18 protein-coding genes, 1 tRNA gene and 1 pseudogene are annotated in these 20,304 nt (G+C 35.3%); 6 read left to right on the top strand and 14 right to left on the bottom strand.

Going from position 1 to position 20,304, the window contains the following annotated elements; translation table 11 throughout:
- Positions 1–412: 412 nt before the first annotated feature.
- The 3 genes from DRF61_RS22045 to aceB form a co-directional block, all read right to left on the bottom strand.
- Positions 413–799 carry an acyl-CoA thioesterase gene (locus DRF61_RS22045; protein ID WP_111961029.1) on the bottom strand — a complete coding sequence of 129 codons (387 nt, stop codon included), beginning with the start codon at positions 797–799 and terminating at the stop codon, positions 413–415.
- 124 nt (positions 800–923) lie between these two features.
- Positions 924–2,204 (bottom strand): isocitrate lyase, encoded by a 1,281-nt coding sequence (gene aceA, locus DRF61_RS22050; protein WP_111961013.1) that lies wholly within the window; start codon positions 2,202–2,204, stop codon positions 924–926.
- Positions 2,205–2,428: 224 nt separating this feature from the next.
- Positions 2,429–4,006 carry a malate synthase A gene (gene aceB, locus DRF61_RS22055; protein WP_111961014.1) on the bottom strand — a complete coding sequence of 526 codons (1,578 nt, stop codon included), beginning with the start codon at positions 4,004–4,006 and terminating at the stop codon, positions 2,429–2,431.
- Positions 4,007–4,131: 125 nt separating this feature from the next.
- Here aceB and DRF61_RS22060 point away from each other — a divergent pair, with 125 nt between their 5' ends.
- From DRF61_RS22060 to DRF61_RS22070, 3 genes are all read left to right on the top strand, one after another.
- The gene (locus DRF61_RS22060) at positions 4,132–5,616 is read left to right on the top strand and encodes a helix-turn-helix domain-containing protein (RefSeq protein ID WP_111961015.1); all 1,485 of its coding nucleotides are present in this window, start codon (positions 4,132–4,134) and stop codon (positions 5,614–5,616) included.
- Positions 5,617–5,692: 76 nt separating this feature from the next.
- Positions 5,693–6,346 (top strand): ComF family protein, encoded by a 654-nt coding sequence (locus tag DRF61_RS22065; protein ID WP_111961016.1) that lies wholly within the window; start codon positions 5,693–5,695, stop codon positions 6,344–6,346.
- Positions 6,347–6,528: 182 nt separating this feature from the next.
- Positions 6,529–7,218: an alpha/beta fold hydrolase gene (locus tag DRF61_RS22070; protein ID WP_111961017.1), complete on the top strand. Its 690-nt coding sequence runs from the start codon at positions 6,529–6,531 to the stop codon at positions 7,216–7,218.
- Positions 7,219–7,221: 3 nt separating this feature from the next.
- Here DRF61_RS22070 and upp read toward each other — a convergent pair whose 3' ends face one another.
- A complete protein-coding gene (upp, locus tag DRF61_RS22075; RefSeq protein WP_111961018.1) occupies positions 7,222–7,875 on the bottom strand; it encodes a uracil phosphoribosyltransferase in 654 nt (217 codons plus the stop codon).
- Positions 7,876–7,956: 81 nt separating this feature from the next.
- The gene (gene der, locus DRF61_RS22080) at positions 7,957–9,267 is read right to left on the bottom strand and encodes a ribosome biogenesis GTPase Der (protein ID WP_111961019.1); all 1,311 of its coding nucleotides are present in this window, start codon (positions 9,265–9,267) and stop codon (positions 7,957–7,959) included.
- Positions 9,268–9,526: 259 nt separating this feature from the next.
- Here der and DRF61_RS22085 point away from each other — a divergent pair.
- The 3 genes from DRF61_RS22085 (at position 9,527) to DRF61_RS22095 (ending at position 11,216) form a co-directional block, all read left to right on the top strand.
- Positions 9,527–9,597: transfer RNA gene (locus tag DRF61_RS22085), tRNA-Gln, on the top strand.
- A 274-nt stretch (positions 9,598–9,871) separates the two neighbouring features.
- A complete protein-coding gene (locus DRF61_RS22090) occupies positions 9,872–10,609 on the top strand; it encodes a hypothetical protein (RefSeq protein WP_111961020.1) in 738 nt (245 codons plus the stop codon).
- Complete coding sequence (locus DRF61_RS22095; RefSeq protein WP_111961021.1) at positions 10,599–11,216, top strand: hypothetical protein; 618 nt, start codon at positions 10,599–10,601, stop codon at positions 11,214–11,216. Before DRF61_RS22090 ends, DRF61_RS22095 begins: the two co-directional genes overlap by 11 nt.
- A 56-nt stretch (positions 11,217–11,272) precedes the next feature.
- Here the strand turns inward: DRF61_RS22095 and DRF61_RS22100 are convergent, their stop codons facing one another.
- From DRF61_RS22100 to DRF61_RS22140, 9 genes and pseudogenes are all read right to left on the bottom strand, one after another.
- Complete coding sequence (locus DRF61_RS22100) at positions 11,273–11,860, bottom strand: hypothetical protein (protein ID WP_111961022.1); 588 nt, start codon at positions 11,858–11,860, stop codon at positions 11,273–11,275.
- Positions 11,861–12,346: 486 nt separating this feature from the next.
- Positions 12,347–12,475, bottom strand: coding sequence for a hypothetical protein (locus tag DRF61_RS23035; protein WP_262510841.1), 129 nt, complete (start codon positions 12,473–12,475; stop codon positions 12,347–12,349).
- A complete protein-coding gene (locus tag DRF61_RS22105) occupies positions 12,475–13,530 on the bottom strand; it encodes a hypothetical protein (RefSeq protein WP_111961023.1) in 1,056 nt (351 codons plus the stop codon). The genes DRF61_RS23035 and DRF61_RS22105 overlap by 1 nt, the downstream gene beginning before the upstream one ends.
- 69 nt (positions 13,531–13,599) lie before the next feature.
- A complete protein-coding gene (locus DRF61_RS22110) occupies positions 13,600–14,034 on the bottom strand; it encodes a hypothetical protein (protein ID WP_111961024.1) in 435 nt (144 codons plus the stop codon).
- Between the two features lie 10 nt (positions 14,035–14,044).
- Positions 14,045–14,323, bottom strand: a complete 279-nt coding sequence (locus tag DRF61_RS22115; protein ID WP_111961025.1) for a helix-turn-helix domain-containing protein — start codon at positions 14,321–14,323, stop codon at positions 14,045–14,047.
- Positions 14,324–14,433: 110 nt separating this feature from the next.
- Entirely contained in the window at positions 14,434–15,216 is a 783-nt protein-coding gene (locus DRF61_RS22120; RefSeq protein ID WP_111961026.1) for a hypothetical protein, read from the bottom strand.
- Between the two features lie 89 nt (positions 15,217–15,305).
- Entirely contained in the window at positions 15,306–16,088 is a 783-nt protein-coding gene (locus DRF61_RS22125) for a hypothetical protein (protein ID WP_111961027.1), read from the bottom strand.
- 141 nt (positions 16,089–16,229) lie between these two features.
- Positions 16,230–16,830, bottom strand: a pseudogene (locus DRF61_RS22130) (IS1 family transposase); the annotation flags it as partial.
- 486 nt (positions 16,831–17,316) lie between these two features.
- Positions 17,317–20,304 (bottom strand): RHS repeat domain-containing protein (locus DRF61_RS22140; protein WP_167409458.1); only part of this gene is annotated, 2,988 nt, incomplete at its 5' end.

The following is a 20,304-nucleotide window of genomic DNA, read 5'->3' on the forward strand; positions in this document are numbered from 1 at the left end:
AGGGCTGGCTTGAATTGAGCTTCCCGTGATCAGATACTGTTGATCTATTGTTGTAGTAACCTGGCTTAGAAAATCCTGCGTAGAGGATTTGATGTCTTTCTGCCATAATACTTCCTGGGCCGACAGACCCAGGATTGTGCACATCGTAAATGCACTCATGTAGAGTTTTCTCATCTATTTGTGTATATTAGTTCGTATAATTTTGCAAATTTAACATTTTTTAACGCACATACAAATCTCATTGCTGAGATTTAATATAGATAATATCACTTGCAAGTGTTTTTATAATAGTCTTATAAAAACAAAGGTATTTCTCCAAAGCGACAAAGCATGTCGTATTATAACAAAATATAAATTATAGTGTATTAAACTGAAAGAAAAATATAATGTAATGAGCCCTAAGGACAAGCGTTTACCGAAGCTTATCCAGCCAGTCGATTTCCAGTCTTTTAATCTTTTGAGTTTTCGAATCAACCAGGACCCAAAGGGTACTTGAATCAACAACGAGCTGATCGTTGCAGTAGAATTCAACTTTTCTGGGCTGCCGGATTCCTTCCGGAGCTTTCGGATAGGTTTTAACGGTGATCACATCTCCAAGGTAAACCTGCTTTTTGTATTGGATATGATGATCAACGAGCATCCATATATCTTCCGGATACTCTGTCTTTTCCTTTACTTTTTCCCAGTGTTCACCAGCTATTTCTTCTACCCAATGCACATACTGCACATTGTTGACATGGTTATTCCGGTCTATATGTTCTTCCGTTACCTGAATCTGTTTTTGGTATATTAAATTCATTTTTTTCGGCTTCATTAATAATCAAATATATGGACTTTAAGTTTTTTTATTCTTAATGAAACGAAAACCTTCTCAGTTTTGAGAAGGTTTCACCTCTGAAAAATTTATTTTAATATGGAAATGATCAATGGAACTGTGCTGTTTCCGTAGAGTCTTTCATGGCTACCGTTGCCGAAGAACCGTTAGTTACCACATTCTGAACCTCATCAAAATAACCGGTTCCTACAAATGACTGGTGTTTTACCGCTCGGAATCCTTTCTGCTGAAGAGCAAACTCCCGCTCCTGAAGTTCGGAATAACCTGCCATTCCTCTTTCTTTATAAGCCAAAGCAAGCTCAAACATTGCGGTATTCAACGCATGGAAACCTGCCAGCGTGATGAACTGGAATTTATAGCCCATTTTGGCAAGCTCCTCACGGAAATTGGCCATTTCTTCCACACTAAGCCTTGCAGCCCAGTTGAATGACGGTGAACAGTTGTACGCCAGCATTTTTCCCGGAAACTGAGCATGGATTCCTTCTGCGAATTTTCTTGCCTGTTCCAGATCAGGATTAGAGGTTTCCATCCAGATCAGGTCAGCATAAGGTGCATAAGAAAGGCCACGGTCGATTCCCTGCTCTACTCCATTGTTTACCACATAGAAGCCTTCGGAAGTTCTTTCTCCGGTTACAAATTTTTTATCTCTGTCATCAATATCCGAAGTCAGAAGATCTGCTGCATCTGCATCCGTTCTTGCGATAATAACACTTGGCACGCCCAAAACATCCGAAGCCAAACGGGCCGCAACCAGTTTATTAATGGCTTCCTGGGTAGGAACCAGAACCTTGCCTCCCAAATGTCCGCATTTCTTTGCCGAAGAAAGCTGGTCTTCAAAATGAACTGCCGCTGCTCCGGCCTCGATCATCTGCTTCATCAGCTCAAAAGCATTCAGATTTCCACCGAATCCTGCTTCTGCATCTGCAATAATTGGAACTAAATATTCTTTATCTCCGTTCCCGCTTACCGACTGTATCTGATCTGCTCTTAATAAAGCATTATTAATTTTCTTAACCACAGAAGGCACCGAATTAGCAGGATACAATGACTGGTCGGGATACATTTCCCCGGAAAGGTTCGCATCTGCAGCCACCTGCCAGCCCGAAAGGTATATCGCTTCCAGCCCTGCATCAACTTCCTGAACCGCCTGATTTCCTGTTAGGGCACCCAACCCGGCTACATAATCCTGGCTATTCAGTTTCTCCCAGAATTTTTTGGACATTTCTGTCGCAATGGTATACTCAATGGTATAAGAGCCGCGGAGCTTCAGTACTTCTTCAGCCGTATAGGTTCTTTTTAAACCGTTCCAGCGGGGATTGTTCAGCCAGTCCTGTTCTATAGCCTGGATTTGTTCTTGTCTTGTTTTCATAATATTTGGATTTATTGTTTGTAGATTTAAGTTTGAGGGTGAGGGCGTTTGAGAGTTGGAGAGTTTTAGAGTAGGTTAGGTTATAAGTTTATGAGATATGGATATGAGTAGATTATTTCAGTGCAATAGAATCTTTCAGCTTTTCACATGTCAATTCTCTTACACCCAAAACTCTCCCACACTCCTACTCTAAGACTCTAAAATTCTTCCACTCAAAACTCCTTTCACTCAATAAACGGGTATGCTTTCAGAGTCAGGAATTCTTCAAATTGTTCTGAGAATATCAGTTCATTGAAAAGTTCTTTGGCTAAATTGAATTTTCCGTTTTTGAAACGCTGTTCGCCTACATATTTTTCGATATGTTCTATTTCTTCAGCCTCCCATTGAAGAATCATTTCACGGGTCAGGGCAAGACCATTGTTCAGCTTGGCTTCGTTTTTCAGCCATTGCCAGATTTGCGTCCTTGAGATCTCAGCAGTGGCAGCATCTTCCATCAGATTGTAAATGGCAGCTGCACCGGTGCCCATCAGCCAGCTTTCAAGGTAAAGAATGCCTACATTGATGTTTTTTCGTACCCCTTTTTCGGTAATTTCACCTTGTGGAACTTCCAGCAGATCCGTTTCTTTGATATGATATTCAAATTTTTTATCAATCTGATTTTCTTCCGGCATATACTGGTCAAAAACATCTTTTGCAACAGATACTAAAGCCGGATGTGCCACCCAGGTTCCATCATGACCGTTTTTCACCTCACGTTTTTTGTCATTCCGTACTTTTTCAAAAGCAATACTGTTGGCTTCATAATTATCTTTTACAGGAATCTGTGCAGCCATTCCTCCGATAGCATGAACGTTTCTTTTATGGCAAATCTCGATCACTCTTTTTGAATAAGCACTCATAAACGGAGAAGCCATTGTTACCTGATCTCTGTCCGGAACCATAAATTCGGGAAGGTTTCTGAATTTTTTGATGAATGAAAAAATATAATCCCATCTTCCGCAGTTCAGTCCTGCGCTGTGTTCCTTTAATTCAAATAAAATTTCATCGATCTGAAAGGAAGCTGTTATTGTTTCTATCAAAACGGTAGCTTTAATAGTTCCTTCGGGAATTCCCATGTAATTTTGGGCAAAAACAAAAACTTCATTCCACCATCGGGCTTCTTTGTAATGTTCTAATTTCGGAAGGTAGAAATAGGGACCACTTCCGTTTTTTAACAAGTGTTCAGTGTTAGAAAAAAAGTAAATGCCAAAATCTGTCAGTGAGCCGGATGCTTCTTCGCCATTGATCTCGATATGTTTTTCCGGAAGATGCAGTCCTCTTGGCCGCACCTGAAGAACAGCTGTTTTTTCATTAAGCTGATAAGACTTTCCATTTTCAACAGTAAAATCTATCTTCCGCTGCACTGCATCCGAAAGATTAATCTGTCCCTGAATGCAGTTTTCCCAGGTTGGCGAATTGCTGTCTTCAAAGTCAGCCATAAAAGTTGATGCACCGGAATTTAATGCATTGATGATCATTTTCCGGTCTACAGGTCCTGTGATCTCTACTCTTCTGTCCAAGAGATCGGCTGGAAGTGGCGCACAGCTCCAGTTACCGTTTCTGATTTCTTCAGTTTCAGGTAAAAATGCGGGAAGATTTCCCAAATCAAAAAACTGCTGTGTTTTTTTTCTTTCTTCTAAAAGCGTTAGTCTTTTTGGGTTGAAATTCTGATGAAGAGCTACCAGAAAATCTGTTAATTCCGGAGTGAAAATTTCTCCAAACTGCTTCTGGGCTTTTATTTTTAATTGAGTTTCTGTTTCCATAACCTGTTGATTTTGTGATTTGACATTACAAACATAAATAAAAATATTCACAATCAGCGAACGTTCGCTAATTATTTTAAAAAATTATTATGCGAATAATCGCATTCATTTTTCTATATTTGATTATGAATTCAGAAAGTGATTTTATCAAAACCGTGTTCGGATTGAAGCTGAAGCAGCTGAGACAAAAGAAAAACTGGTCTCTGCAGGATCTTGCTGTAAAGACAGGACTGTCTAAATCTTATTTAAACGAAATTGAAAACGGAAAGAAGTATCCGAAGCACGATAAAATCATCCAGCTTTCAGAATCATTGGGATCTACTTTTGATGAACTGGTTTCTACCAAGCTGGATAAAAGCTTAGCTCCTTTTAATGAGATCCTTCAATCGGATTTTTTCAAGGAAGTACCACTGGACCTTTTTGGTATCAGTAAAAACAATCTGATCAGCATTATCAGCGATGCCCCCAAAAAAGTTACTGCTTTTATCAATGCATTGATTGAGATCTCCCAGAATTACAATTTGGGTAAGGAGCGTTTTTATTTTGCTGTACTCAGGTCTTTCCAGGAGCTTTACGATAATTATTTCCCGGAAATTGAGGAAAAAGCGATGGAATTCATCATGAAAAACGGACTGGATATCAGTAAAGACCTGAGATCTTCTGTTTTGGAAAGCATTCTTACTGAAAAATTTAATTACAACATAAGGTCTGAAGATTTTGAACAGTTCGGCACTCTGGATAACCTGCGTTCTCTCTTTATTCCTGAACAAAAGCTTCTTCTTTTGAACCGGAAACTAGAGAAAGATCAAAGAACGTTTATTCTGGCTAAGGAAATAGGATTCAATGTCCTGGAATTAAAAATCCGTCCAAACACTTATTCATGGTTGGATTTCGGGAGTTTTGAGGAAATTCTGAACAATTTTTACGCTTCATATTTCGCCGGAGCTTTATTGATCCCTAAAGAGCAGGCTATTGGAAAAACCACCGAATTTCTCCTTCAGCATACCTGGGAACCGACAAGTTTTGAGGAACTGATCGAAAGCTTTACAGATTCTCCTGAAACTTTTTATTACAGGCTTACCAATCTGCTTTCTTCTGAGTTGGGTATTAAGGATTTGTTTTATCTGTGCCTGGTCAAGAAAAAAGATTCGGACAAGATCCAGATCTTAAAGGAACTTCACCTCAACCACCAGCAGGCTCCTCATGCCAATGCTACGAATGAACATTACTGCCGAAGATGGATCGCTGTAAAAAACCTGCATCATTTAAAGGAAAATGAAACGCTTACGGATGCCCAGATCTCGCATTACAAAGATCAGGGGGTCAGTTATCTTGTTATTTCAACGTCACAGAAAAATCCTTTTTCAGACGGAAGCAACAGAAGCTACTGCCTGGGAATTTTATTAAATACACAAACTATAAAAAAGATCGGTTTTATAAAATCTCCGACTTTAAAAACAATCAATGTAGGCGTTACCTGCGAATCCTGCAGTATTCCGGATTGTGAAGTGAGGCAGGCACCGCCGGTCCGGCTGGAAAAGGAGCACTTTAACCTGAGTATGAAGAATGCAATTGAGAAGATCAGGAAACAGTTGATAGTTGATAGTTGATAGTTGAAAAATTAAAACTTTGAAATCTAACTTCTAATCTCTAGTTTCTAACTTCTTATTTTAAAATAACACACAAATGATATTAGATTTATTTTTTCCTAACCGATGTATTGAGTGCAGCCGGATCATAGATGCAGATCTTTTAGTCTGCAGCTTATGTTTTGAGCAAATTCATTTTACTCATTTTGATTATTTCAGTGAAAATATCATTAAAGAAAAATGCAGGCTCCTGTTTCCAGTTGAAAATACTTATGGACTGATGAAGTTTGAGGAAAATGGACTGAGCCGCAAACTCATCCATGAGCTGAAATATAAAAGCAGGGAAAATGCGGGTAAAACTCTTGCCGAATGGACTGTGGAACGTCTGGACTTCAAAGATGAAAAACCTGATATTTTAGTACCTGTCCCACTTCATCCCAAAAAATTAAGGGAAAGAGGCTACAACCAGCTGCATTTATTTACTGAGACTTTGTCCGGATTTTATCAGATCCCATTCGACCATGAATTGATCCAAAGAAATCATTATTCAAAAGCACAGGCTTTAAAAGATAAGAAACACCGACTGGAAGCAGTAAATCCTTTTTCTCTTTCGAAACCGATTTCCGGAAAACATGTTCTTTTAATTGATGACGTTTTCACTACCGGAAACACCGTATCATCCATTGCCTGGGAGATTTTAAATGCGGGAGATAACAAAGTGAGTGTTTTGGTGATGGCAGTGGATGCGTAATAAGGGGTTTGAGAGGTTTAGAGTATTAAATACAGTTTAGGATTCCAGGCGGGGATGTCCGTGATTTACGTGGTTATTAAAACCAGCACCCTTACCCTCCAAACCCTAAAACTCTATAACTCTCCCACTCAATACTTTTCTCCTCCGATTCTTTTTCTTAATTTTCCGGTAAACTATTGATCATGAAAAATCTGCTTTTACTGCACGGAGCGCTGGGACACATTGATATTTTTAAGCCTTACGAAAAGGAGCTGTCAAAGTATTTCAATATTCATACACTTTTATTTTCCGGACACGGAAATACAGAACTACCGGAAAATGCTATCAGTATTGAAAAGTATACTGAGGAAATAAAGGATTATTTAGAAAAAGAAAATTTAAGGGATGTCTGTATTTTTGGACACAGTATGGGAGGTTATGCAGCGCTTTGCTGTGCGCTAAGATATCCTGAAAGAATCAATTCCATCATGACTTTGGGTACAAAATTCGACTGGACCGAAGAGCAGGCTTTAAAGGAGAGTAAAATGCTTGACCCGGAAGCTATTCTTTTAAAAGTCCCAAAATATGCTGAGCAGCTGGAAAATCAGCACGGTGCACAATGGAAACAGCTGCTGCCTGCCATTGCAGAGCTGATGGTTGCACTAGGTAAAAATCCTCCTCTGAATGAAACCAGCCTTTGGGCAATTAGTATTCCTGTACAGATCATGACCGGGGATAAGGATAATATGGTAAGTATAGAGGAAAGCATCAGTGCTTACCGCAGTATTCCGAATGCAAAATTGGCCATACTTCCGGATACCAAGCATCCTATGGAAAAAGTACGACCCAATTTATTATTTGATCTGATGAAAGATTTCTGGAACCTTTCTTAATATCTATCGTTGAAGTTTTTCACCGTAGCTCAAATCTCCGGCGTCACCAAGTCCTGGTGTGATGTACCCTTTTGAAGTCAACCCTTCATCGATGGCTCCTACCCATATTTTCGCATCAGGATAAGCTTTTTCGATGGTTTCCACTCCCTGTCTGGAGGCTATTGCAGCAACAATATGCAGCTGGGTCGGAGTTCCGTTGGTCAGAAGGTCTTTGATAGCCTCAATTAATGAGGCCCCTGTTGCCAGCATCGGATCCGCTACGATCAATGGTCGTCCTTCAATATTGGGACAGGTAAGATAATCCTGTTTAATAGAGAAGTAATCATTAGCATCGTGCTTTCTGTAAGCAGCCACGAAACCGCAGTCTGCCCTGTCAAGATAACTCAGGATTCCTTCAAACAAAGGAACGCCAGCTCTCAAAATAGTGGTGATTACCGGCTGAACGGCTATTTCCTGAACTTTAATCTTATCTAAAGGCGTTTGAATTTCTACTTCTTTATATTCCAGTTCTTTGCTGATCTCAAAAGCTGCGATTTCACCGATACGTTCCATATTTCTACGGAACCTCATTCTGTCATGCTGGATGTCTATATTCCTAAGCTCATTGATCCAGGAGTTTACTAAAGAAAATTGTTTTGACAATACAATTGTATTCATTGTTTTGAAAAAGCTTTTATTAAAAATATTAAATTTAATATGAATAAAATCCCTCTTAGAAAAATCTAAAAGGGATTATTTTTATTTCTGTCTGAAATACACTTCAATAGGAACTCCGGTAAATCCGAATTGTTTTCTCAATTGGTTTTCTGTAAATCTTTTGTAAGGTTCTTTTACATACTGAGGGAGGTTGCAGAAAAACACAAACTGCGGTGACGGCGTAGGAAGCTGTACACAGTATTTGATTTTAATATATTTCCCTTTGTTGGCCGGTGGCGGAGTCTGTTCAAAAATAGGAAGCATTACTTCGTTTAATTTTGAAGTTTTGATCTTTTTCTTACGGTCTTCGTATACAACCATTGCCATTTCCACAGCTTTCAATATTCTCTGCTTCGTTAATGCTGAAACAAAAAGAATTGGAATATCACTGAACTGACCGATCTTCTCTTTAATTGAGTTTTCAAAATCTCTAACCGTGTTGGTTTTCTTATCTTCAATAAGATCCCACTTATTCACAACGATCACAATTCCTTTTCTGTTCTTTTGTGCCAAACCGAAAATATTCATATCCTGAGATTCCCAGCCCAGCGTTGCATCCACCATAATGATCACAACATCTGAAAATTCAATAGAACGGATAGATCTCATTACAGAATAGAATTCCAAATCTTCATTTACTTTAGATTTTCTTCTCATTCCGGCAGTATCCACTAAAACAAATTCGTATCCGAATTTATTATAAAGGGTCTGGATACTGTCTCTTGTAGTCCCTGCAACATCAGTTACAATGTTTCTTTCTACATCAAGCAAAGCATTTGTTAAGGTAGATTTACCAACATTGGGACGGCCTGCGATTGTTATTTTCGGCAATCCCTCGAAAGGATCTTTGTAATCTGTTGTAGGGAAATCTTTCACGATATCATCCAGAACTTCTCCTGTTCCGGAACCTGTAGCTGAAGATAAAGTGTAATATTTTTCAATTCCTAACTGATAGAATTCAGTAGCATTTATTTCCTCCTTGGCAGAATCTACTTTATTGATAACGATATAAACGGGTTTGTTTGATCTTCTAAGAAGTTCGTGAATTTCGTAATCGGTATCAGTAAGACCTTCTTCCACATTCATCATAAAGATAATGGATGTAGCTTCGTCTATTGCCAGCTGAACCTGCTTGCGGATCTCTTCTTCAAAAATATCATCCGTTCCTACATCATATCCGCCGGTATCTATAACTGTAAAATCTACCCCGTTCCAGTCGGATTTCCCGTAATGACGGTCTCTGGTAACACCCGCCGTAGAATCTACGATGGCTTCTCTTCTTTCTAGTAAACGGTTAAAAAGTGTGGATTTTCCTACGTTGGGACGCCCAACGATTGCGACAATATTTGACATAAAAATGTTTAATAAATGAAATTATTAATGGGTATCTCCAACTTTTGGAGCCCAATTTTTTTTGCAAAGATAAGATTTTATTATTTAGCTGCTGAAAAACTACAATTCCTGAAATAATTTCTTACCCAACCATCATCTATCTATTCCATTAAAAATCATATAATTATAAACAAACACTGCCTTTTCTTATTATTAACCTTTAAAAAAATATTTTTCCAGTTAAATAATTTTTTATAGTTTTGCGCCACCAAAATAAAGCAGACCTATAGTGTAACGGTAGCACTCCGGTTTTTGGTACCGTCAGTCGGGGTTCGAATCCCTGTGGGTCTACAATACAACAATCAACCACTTGAAAATCAAGTGGTTTTATATTTTTTAGTCAATATACAGCCAATAAGATTGTTTTCCTAAAATGCTTGAGGCTTAAAAAATATCTTTTTACATATTTATATCCATCTATATTTTTTGTTTTTGATAATTAAGTAGTCAATATTTAATAATGAATTTTCATTACGGAAAACCATAAATACAATTGCAATTTATTTGTATATTGCAGTATAAATAGTAGTTAACTATTTAATTAGTTTTTTAATATCAATAGAATATGTTCAAATTTTCTTTAAAAATTGATGATAAAAATCACAGCTTAACTGCTGAGGATGGTATTTCTATTGACATTATTTCAGACCTATTAAAAACACTTTATGGTGCAATAGATGATGGAACTAAAGCAAAGTGTACTCTTAGTAACATCAGAGGGAATTGCTATGCATTAGATTTCACAACGGAAAATGCGGTTCAGAATGAAAATTTTATTTCTTTACATCGGAGAATGGAAGAATTAAATACTGATGAACTTACTAATGAGGAACAAAAATATGCAACTTCTTTAAATGTAATTTTCAAAAAAGGATTCTACATAAATGCTTACAGTGAAGGTGAAAGAATCGCCAAATTAAGCCATCTCATTGTAGACAATACACCAGAATATTTTTACAAACAAAAAACAATATATGGAATCATTTCAGAACAAGGTGGAAAAACAGTAAATTCTGATGTGAAGCACATTATTGTAGATGGTTATAATAAAAAGATAAAAATTAATAACGACTTAGATCTCCAATTAAAAAGCCATTATAGAACAGACAAACTAGCAATTAAAATTCGAACTAAAGTTTCCATTCATACGGGAAATGAATTTTCAGCTGAACTGATAAGTTTTAGAGTAATTGGTAAAAATACACTATTAGATAATTTAAAAGAAGTAGGACCGTCAGGATTTAACTTCTTAAAAGGTATTAACACAATGGATGATCTTTTAAATTCTATTTATGGTAATTGAAAAAAGAATTAGTGACTGGGAAAACATCTTAATTGACACAAGTATTCTATGTGCTTTGTTTGCTTTCGTAGAAGGTAGCTCTACTGATGTAAAATTTAACTTTGTTCATACCCTAATAAAATATTTATCTGGTTCTAAAACTAGTTCTTCTAAAGAAAGAAAGTTTCTTATTACATCAATAACTGTATCTGAGATTCTTTCTAAAGAAAACGATTCTGAAAAAGTAAGAAAAATTATAAAATTACTTGATAGCAACAATGTTGAATTTATTGATTTTGATCTTGATACGTCTTTATTGCTTAACCATGACTTATATGAATATTTACCAAAAGCAAAACTAAACGAATTCGCTGCTTCAATGGGTTTTAAAACAGGAGACTTTATGATGGCAAGAGAGTGGATAACAAAAGATATGATGATTATAGAAAATGGCAAAAACTCTAATGTTGATGTAATTCTAACTTGTGACAAAAAGACTTTTTATCCTATTTCCGAGAAATGTTGTGTATTTACCGCATTAGCCTATGAAGAATATTTTAATCATGAACATGGGATTATGTTATCTTATAATCATTCTCACGCTAGATCAGAAAATATAAAATTGTAATAATATTTCTAAATTATGGATTTTTTTAGAAATTTCAAATATGGAATATGATTTTATTACAATAAAAAATTTTCTATATCTTCTAATTCAATGGGTTTTCTTGCATTTATCTTCTTCATCAGTTGTAAATATTTTTTAGTAGGTTTTCCTTTATAAAACTTTTTGAAATACTTTTTATGGAGCTGTTCATACAATTTATCATCTAGGTAAAGACCAAAAGCTTTCTCCCAACTCCTCCATTTTTTAGATTGTAACTGTTTTTCATAATAAACATCTTCAAAAGCTGTCCTGTGAAGAAAATAACCGCTATTTAAATGCAACTTTCTACACTCTTTAAATGTACTGGGACAGACAAAGAACCATAAAATACCATCTCCGAGATTTGAAGGTCTCGTTATCAATCTTACTTTGTAGTTTATTTTATGCGTCTTTTGCCAGGTATAATCAAAGGTAATTACACCTTCTGTATCGGTAGTATCAATGATGACACTAATAGAGCTGGTTCTTTCTCCACTCTGATCTGTCCAAAATATATTCTGGTTAAGATGTGCATTTGGTTTTAAGTAACCCAATTTTTTCAAATCGCTAATTGTTATTCGTTTCAAACTTTCCACTTCATCAGGACTGCTGCTCCATCTTCCCATATTTTCACTTTTATCTGTTAATACTTTGTATTTGCTTTATTAAATTTTGCAAAAGCTCTAAAATTTTTGAGTCTCTTTCCTGGTTTAAATTAATAACCTAAATTATTAAGGAACTTTCCAACTCTTTCACTTGACTTTTAGATTAAGTTCTTTATCCATGATACTTACAGCCATTTTGAAACATGTCATAAATGTCACCCTTTTAAAATCAGCTTATTTTCCCTCAAAATCCGCATTATGACTCGATAAACACATCAAAATCAAATAAATTTATGGTGAAGTCCTCCAGTAAACCCGACAGGTTTATATTCATTTCAGGCAACATCAATTTCTAAAAATTAAGATTTATTTTCAGTATTCTTTCCATTTCTATATCTAATTCTGTTATTTCGAACCCAAGTATACTAAGTTCAATATTGAAAACATTTAAAAAACAACTCCTCATTCTGAAAGATTGATTTCTAATACTTCAATTTTGGGCTGCTGTCAATTTTGTTCTTTCCTTTTATTATTGTCTTTATGATATTTTCCATTTTCTTTCTTACTTTTAAATAAATCATAATTTAAGGTCACTCCATTTTTAGCCTTATTTTCCGCATTGATTTTCTTTTCCATTATATTATATTTTGAGGTCTTAGATTTAGACTTTTTGACCCTATATCTGAACGGTCGAAAAGTCTAAACTTTTGTTTTTCATTTTCATTAAATTTGTCGGTCGAAAAGTCTAAATTTTTCTGCATTAGTCTTTCTATTTTCTGCTTTATCAATTCAGATATTTTGCCTTTTAAATTTTTAGAATATTTCAATGTCATTTCATTAAACTTTTTCTTGTGATAGTATTTATCTTTTTTGCCGAGGTTCACCCAATAATTAGGATTGCGGTAATCCTTGAGTTTGTTAAGCTCTAAGTTTTTCATTTTGGTGTGGTCAGTAGTATAATCATAGAAATACACTTCCTGAAATTCTTTCAACAAAAAATTCTTAAGGTGAGTAGCCATTTCAGGCTTTAGAACATCTGACAAATACATGATTCCTAAATCATTCAACATATTCATTTTTAAAAACTTGACTTCAAACCGTAGCGTATTAGGTTGTAAATTCTCTTTTACAGTCTTTTTTAATAAACTAAACTCTTTCTTTTCATCAGGTTTGATAAAATTGTGATTGTGGGCATATTTCTTCAGCTTCTTTTCATACTGGTCAGTCTTATTGTACATCTTAATAATATAATCTCTCTTGGCTGATTGATAATAAAAAGCTCCGGAAATGGTTTTATTAAATTCAACGGATCGGTGAAACAACAGATTCTGAAGGATTTTATTGGGATCGAACGGCAGCTGTATATTGACTCCTATTTCAATATTTTCAAGTCTACAGTATTTGGGGTGTATGCCTAATTCGGTTTGAAGGTCCTGTAATGCTGAACAAAAGTTTCTCATATCAAAATCATTTCCATTAAAATCTGTACGGTTATAAAATTTATGGATGCTTCCTTTTATCATTACTCGCCCGGAGGGATATTTGATGATTTGCATCCCAAAGTATTTGCCTTCTTTTTTATTATCGGTTTCTCCGGTTTCATTATTGACGGAAATGGTAAAATCTGTTTTGTCTGTAGGCAGATCATAATTCTTATACGTGTATTGGAGTTTTACAAAGTCGATCGGCATAATTTCTTTTCTTTGTAAAGACAAAAGGGTTAAACTTTTGTCAGGTTGAATATTTTAAGGAACATGAGTTTATATTCCTTTTTTATGGGTCATACTTTGAACCAATTCTTTTAGCTTGGTCTCAAATTCTAATTTCCCACACGGATAAAATTTTGGAAAAAGAGAAATTTCAATACTCGGATCTTCTTTTGGGTAATAGACAATACATAAAATCTTTGCATTGTTTATAAATAAGGCTATGAAGTAAAATTCGTGGAATCCGGTAGGTCTTAGACCATGTCTGGTGCATACGGACCAATTGGAAGCATCACGAAGCCGCAGAAGGTGATTAAATCCGCTAAAGGTATTGTAACCATTATTCTTTTCGATACGCAGAAGTTCTGGCAGGAAATAATCTTTTCCGGTTGAATGTGAATCTTTCCTTTTATACTGCCTGAAGGTCTTTTTAACCTCATCTAGCCTGTAGACAATGGTTGGATAGTGATTGTTTTCAGAAACTGGCATGAGAGAAAATTTAATCATTAATAATCATTGCATTTTCTATTTCATCCAGTCTGTAGTATACTCTGGAGCCAAGCTTATGGGGTATTAAAATACCGCGTTTGCGCCACTCATGAATAGTGGGTTTGGAGACTCCGAAACACTGGCAGACCTCATCAGCTGAAAGATAGCGTTTGGATTCGTTTTCTTTGAAGGTTTTTTCTAAATCGGTAAGTAGGGATTCTTTTACTTTACTTACGATTTCATTGATGAGGTTTTCGGGTTCTACTCCGATAAAATTAACTTGTTCCATTGTATAGTGATTTTTTGTTGTTTCACAATACAAAGGTTGGAATTATGCTTACAGTATTTTAGTATTTAGGGGTAAGCTTGGGGTAAAGTTGGGGCCCATTTTAATTTAAGTTATAGCTTCTTTTCATTGATATATCTTTGAGCAAAATCTAAATGTTTTTTAGTGATCTGCTTTTGAGAGGTACTATTTTGACCAATTAATGAGAGACAATATTTTTTTACATTATCTTCATTTCCTCCAACTATTGCATGGACAATACGGTAAATATTCTCTTTGTTCGGGACAGTATTGTTTAGCTCATTAATCAAGTTTAAAGAATTTAACATCGCAATTCTAATAGGAATATGATTATCATTGGAAGATACTACGAAATCACTGTTTATAAATCTCATAATATTGATGAAGTCTCTATAAATTATATATCCATACAATTCTTGACAAAAATTTGAAAGAATTTGTATGGACTCATTTGTACGTTCATCAGAATCAGAAAAATACAAATAAAGTATAAGATCAAAAAGTGGATCCTTTTCATCAAATTTTAGTTCAGAATTTAACACTTTTAAGTATTCAGCAAATATTATTAAAATATTGTCAGTCTCAAAATAGATTTTTTTATTTTTTTCGTTAAGAGCGTATTCAAACGATGAGAAAATTTCTTCTAGGTTTTCCGTAAGAGAAAATTTCTCATACAAGTCTTGTTGCATATCATATGTAATCATCTCTAGCTCTTCCTCAATTATTGGACCTTCAATTACAAAAGCCTCATTAAAACTTCTAAAAATTATATTCAGAGAGGTTTCTAAGTTTCTAATAAGAACCGTCTCATATGCTAAAATATTCCATAGGAATAAATCTTGCTCTAATTCTTGTAATCTATTGACATCTTCCATTATATTAGTTTTTTTTTGTGATACACCTATTTAAGTCAATTGAAATAACAAAGTATCACAAATAAATTTTCGAATTAATAATATGTGATTCACAATTTTTTCTCGTTGATATATCTTTGTGCAAACTCTTTATGTTTTTTAGTAATTTGCTTCTGTGACAGGCTACTTCTGCCAATAAGTGAAAGACAATATTTTTTTACATTGTCTTCATTTCCGCCAACAATAGCATGAATAATTCTGTATATATTCTCTTTATTTGGGACGCTATTATTAAGCTCACCAATAAGATTTAAGGAATCCAGCAAGGCAATCCTTATGGGAATATGGTTATCATTAGGCTTAAGTAAAAAATCACTATTAAAAAAGCGGATCAGCTTTAAAAAGTCCCGATATATGATAAAACGAAACAGATTTACCATAAAATCTACAAAGATTTCTTTTGCAGTTTCTTTGCAATTTGAGTCACTTTGGTAATAAAAATAAAATAAAAAATCGAAAATTTCATTATCTACATTAAATTTCAGCTTTTTTTCTTGTATAAGGTAGCAAGAAAATATTTTTATAATACAACTACTTCTAAAGTAGATTTTTTCGTTTACCTCATCAATGGCATAATGAAAATCTGTGAATATTTTTTTCATTTTATCAGTGATAGAAAAATTTTCTTCCATAGCGGCCTGCATAGCACTTGAAAAGCTTATAACCTCATCTTCATTAGCAGGTTCTTTTTTTTCAAACGTCCCTTTTAGTCCTACAAAACAAATATCCATGCATTTTTCTAAATGATGTATAAATTCAGGTTCATATGACAAAACTGTAGCAATGAATAAATCTTCTTCAAGTTCATCTAATTTCTTTTTTTTCGCCTCCATTTTTCTGTTCTTTTTTTAGTTTATTGCCAAATTAAATGACTAATGCGACAAACTGTGTCGCATTAAAAACTATTTCCAAAAATATATTTTCAGGATAGAGGATAAAATTAAAGTACTTCTACTAAAACAAATTGTTTTCCTGTTCAATTTTTTTACATGAGTTCTGATGCTAAGGTTTTTCCTTTCTATTCCGTTGGTTCCGTATTTTTTTTGTGCTATGAATCTCCTTTGGAATCAAATATTGATAATTTCTGAGTTTATCGGTATAGATTTTTTCAGCTTTGGAAGTGATAAAAGTTTTAACAACAGAATTCAGTGTTTTGTTATTTCTCTTACCGATATAAAACTCGATAATCTCTTGGATGCTTATATTAATGGCATATACCAGCCACATTACATTAGATTTTTTTCTAATGAAAAACCTCATTTCATCTAATTCATAGGTTTGATAATATGGAATAAGGGGTTGACTGATACTATTTGCAATTGCAACAATTCTTTTAAGTAAAGTAGTTGTTGAAATTTTTAATATCCTCGCAATACTTCTTATCCCCATGCCTTCTTTAGTTAGCTGAATAACCTTTGTATTGATGTCATTTTTATAAGCATTATAAGAATATTGTAAAACATTTATGGCTTTGCAGAACTTACATTGATAACGTTGCTTTCCATAATTAGTTTTGCCATATTTTATAAAATCATCACCAACACATTTGATACATGAGTAAACTTTTACCTGCATAAGGACTCCAATTTTCTATTAAAAAACAAATAGAGTGACCAAACGATCACTCTATTCTATAAAATTATTACTTATTATTTCTCGTTAAGTTCGATTAATAAAGAAAACCAACATATTTGAAACGTTGCCCTTATCTAGTTTTTATTAACTCTACACTATTTATAAATAAGCCAAAACTTATTAAAATATAAAGTAATAAATATATATACCCCAAAAAGGATGAGTAAAAATTATAATTCTCATGTTTCCTTTTTCTAATATAACTATTGATTATCCAAAATAATCCTATACAAAATAATGTAACAGGAATAACATAATTTGTAGTTGGATAATAATTCTTCAAAGTAATATAGTTTACTATCGTTAAAATATTCATCCATATCATTATAGTGAAAAATACAGATGTTGTAAATGTTGATATATCTCTATTTCCAACTTTTTTCTGAAATTCAATAAAGTGAAAAATAATATAATTTATAAATCTTATCATTTTTGATTGGGTTTTTCAAATAAATTTTCTCCTGTAGAGTATTCATATATTGCTTTGCCTCCAAAATAAACTAGCGAAATACCTGCACCAACTGGACCAAAGAAGCCTACTCCTGTCATTATCATGTCCACAGTAAATTCTGTTCCTGATATTTGACCAGAGCCGTACTGATAAATTGATACAGCAGCACCTAATCCTGCTAAAGCATTTCCGGCTATTTTTAAGCCTTTAGCTGTAGATGCAACTCTTGATGTTTTAAATGCTGACCCTAATAGAGAAGTCCTATATAAAGGTCTGGCATATTCACTTAAAATTGTAAAATTTACAGTTGACATGTTTCTAAGAGCATCGTCAACATAAGAGGCAGTTTTTGCAATACCTTGTTCTAAACCTAAAGAACCTAGGTCATAATATTGATTATTAAGAACTTCATCAAGATGAGTCTTTATATTTTTAAAATATCGATTATTTGCAATATCTGTAAGACTATTTTGAAGCCCATTAGCTAGATTTATCATATGCGCAACCATTTCCTGAGAAGTACTTTCATATCCTGCAGCTCCCCCTGTCCAATATGATAGATAGCCATTCTTCGAAATTTTAGCATCTATACCTTGCGATGCCCATCCTGTAATAAGATCATCAAGCAGATAGTCGTTTGAGTTACCCAGTGATGATAAAACAGAATAACCATTTCCTCCCCCATATCCTCCTGATTCAAGGCTTCCGGTATTTCCTAAGCCTAACCAGTTTGGATTATGGCCTCCCGAGTAGGCATCAGGGCGGGAATCGCCAGGCATCTTAAACTGATGCGGTGCCATCCCATCCGGATCTATAAAGCTTACAGGATTATTAAAAGCAAAATTATAAGGCGAATATCTTCTCATCTGTTCAGCCAGAGGGTCTATTACGCCCCATCTGCCAATATCAGACATGTACATTCTGGCTCCGTAATCTCCCCAGCCTGTTTCTTTCTGTAGTTCTTTACCGCTGTATCCATAACTGTAAGCTGGATTTCCAGCTAAAGCATTATAACCTTCATGCTTTAAACCAAAAGGATAGTAGTTGTTTTCTTCAAGAACTTCTGCGCTGCCATTCAGGCTTTTGGAATAGCTTAAACGGATATTTCCCAAATGGTCCGTATAGCTGTAAATATACTTATTATTTTCAAAATTGTAATAGCCTTCAGCGGTAGGAACAAATTTTAAGATAAGATTTGTCCCTCCCTTTTTGCCTGCAGGTGTTTCATACTGAAAACCATCTATATATTCTGTAATTTTGGTTGATAGCGTGGTAGTGGTACCTAAAGGATCAACAATAAGAGGAGTATAGTTATAAATTTTCTTAAGTTTAGTTCCATCTGCACGATAGGTATAAGATGTATTTTCATTAATCATTCCCGTTCGTGTTGATAATCCCTTATCAAACTTGATATAATCAGGAAGATTAAGGAAATTATAATCAATCTGTAAGACACCTTTATCTTTATGGTCCTTCATATTCCCATTATCATCATAGGAAATGATAGTCCCGGAGGTATCAGGATAGCCACTGTAGTTTCCTGAAGTATCAGTAACGGTATTGAGCTTATTCCCTGTATAATTATAGGTAAGATCATCAATAAGCTGCGCTGTTCCTGAACTGCTTTTCCCATTTCTCTGCAGAGAGGTGATATTTCCGTTCAGGTCATAGGCTAAGGTTTCATTAAAGAAACCGTTCTGCGGAACAGAAGCCCCCGGTTCAGAATATATTCCTTTTTTAAGCCTGTTCAGGCCATCATACTGGTAATTATACTGTCTTAAAACCTGGTCTAAAGCTGTTTTCCAGGTCACTTCCGTAATATTGCCGTTGTACTTCCCTGTGGAGCCCTGAGTGGTATTCTGGGGATTAAAATACTTCAGCTCATAGCCAAAAAGTTTGGTTCCGAGTGCAGCCGGATCATTGATTTTGGTAAGTGCTCCACGGATGTCATACTGGTAATCGATGCTTTGAAGTCCGCCCCCAACTTTTTTATTGGATAGCTGCGACAGCTCATTATAGGTATTTTCCGTTAACAGTTCCACAGGACCGCTGTCTACCTGGTGACGGTGCTTCGTTACCCGGTTCTGGTTGTCGTAATCAAAGCTTTGGGAGATTACTTTTTCGGTATCTGTTCCCAGTCTTTTGTGATACACCTTGGTCTGTTTGGCCATCCCCACAAAATCCAATTCTGATTCTGTTCTGGTGGTTCCACCCAAATGATTAATGCTGTACGTGCCTACTGCTCTTCCTTTTTTATCGTAGTAGACATAATTTTTAGTCCAGTTATCATCTTCTATATTCTTTACAAGGCTCAGGGTAGGCATCGCCTGGGTATTTACCGGAGCATTCTGGGTATCGGTAATCACTGGCTCTCCCAATATGGTGGAAGGAAAAGCCGGGTTGAAGCTGTAGGAAGGGTAAGTGTCATAATAGTTTACAGTCAGCACATTATCAATTTGTTCTGGGATAGCATCATTGGTATAGTAAATATCCATTCCGCTTAAATTAAACGAAGGGCTTGATGTTCTTGTGGCGTTGTGGGCAGCATTGGCAACGCCAGCAGTATCCATATAATGTTGAAGCTGTCCTCTATTGGCATAATCGGTAGCTATACCTGTATAGGCTATTCTTCCAAATTGATCATAACGGATGTAAGACCATTTATTATTAGGCTTTTGATTGGCATCTTGTGTTGCTATTAATCTGTCCTGCCTGTCATACACCATATATTCCCAGCCTTTCCCCGGAACCTTTTTCTCTACCAGTCTTCCCAATCCGTCGTAGCGGTACTGATAACACAGCTTGTCCAGCATCGTCTGATCGGGAGCCGAAGTGCCCACCGCCAATGGCGGAATGACATAGATCAGCTGCCCGTATTCATTGTACAGGTAATAGGTATCTACATTTTGGGTACCGTCATTTTTTCTGACCAGTATCGTCTGGCCTTTACTATTCTTGAATTC

The sequence above is a fragment of the Chryseobacterium lathyri genome, from assembly GCF_003290185.1.
Lineage (GTDB): Bacteria > Bacteroidota > Bacteroidia > Flavobacteriales > Weeksellaceae > Chryseobacterium > Chryseobacterium lathyri.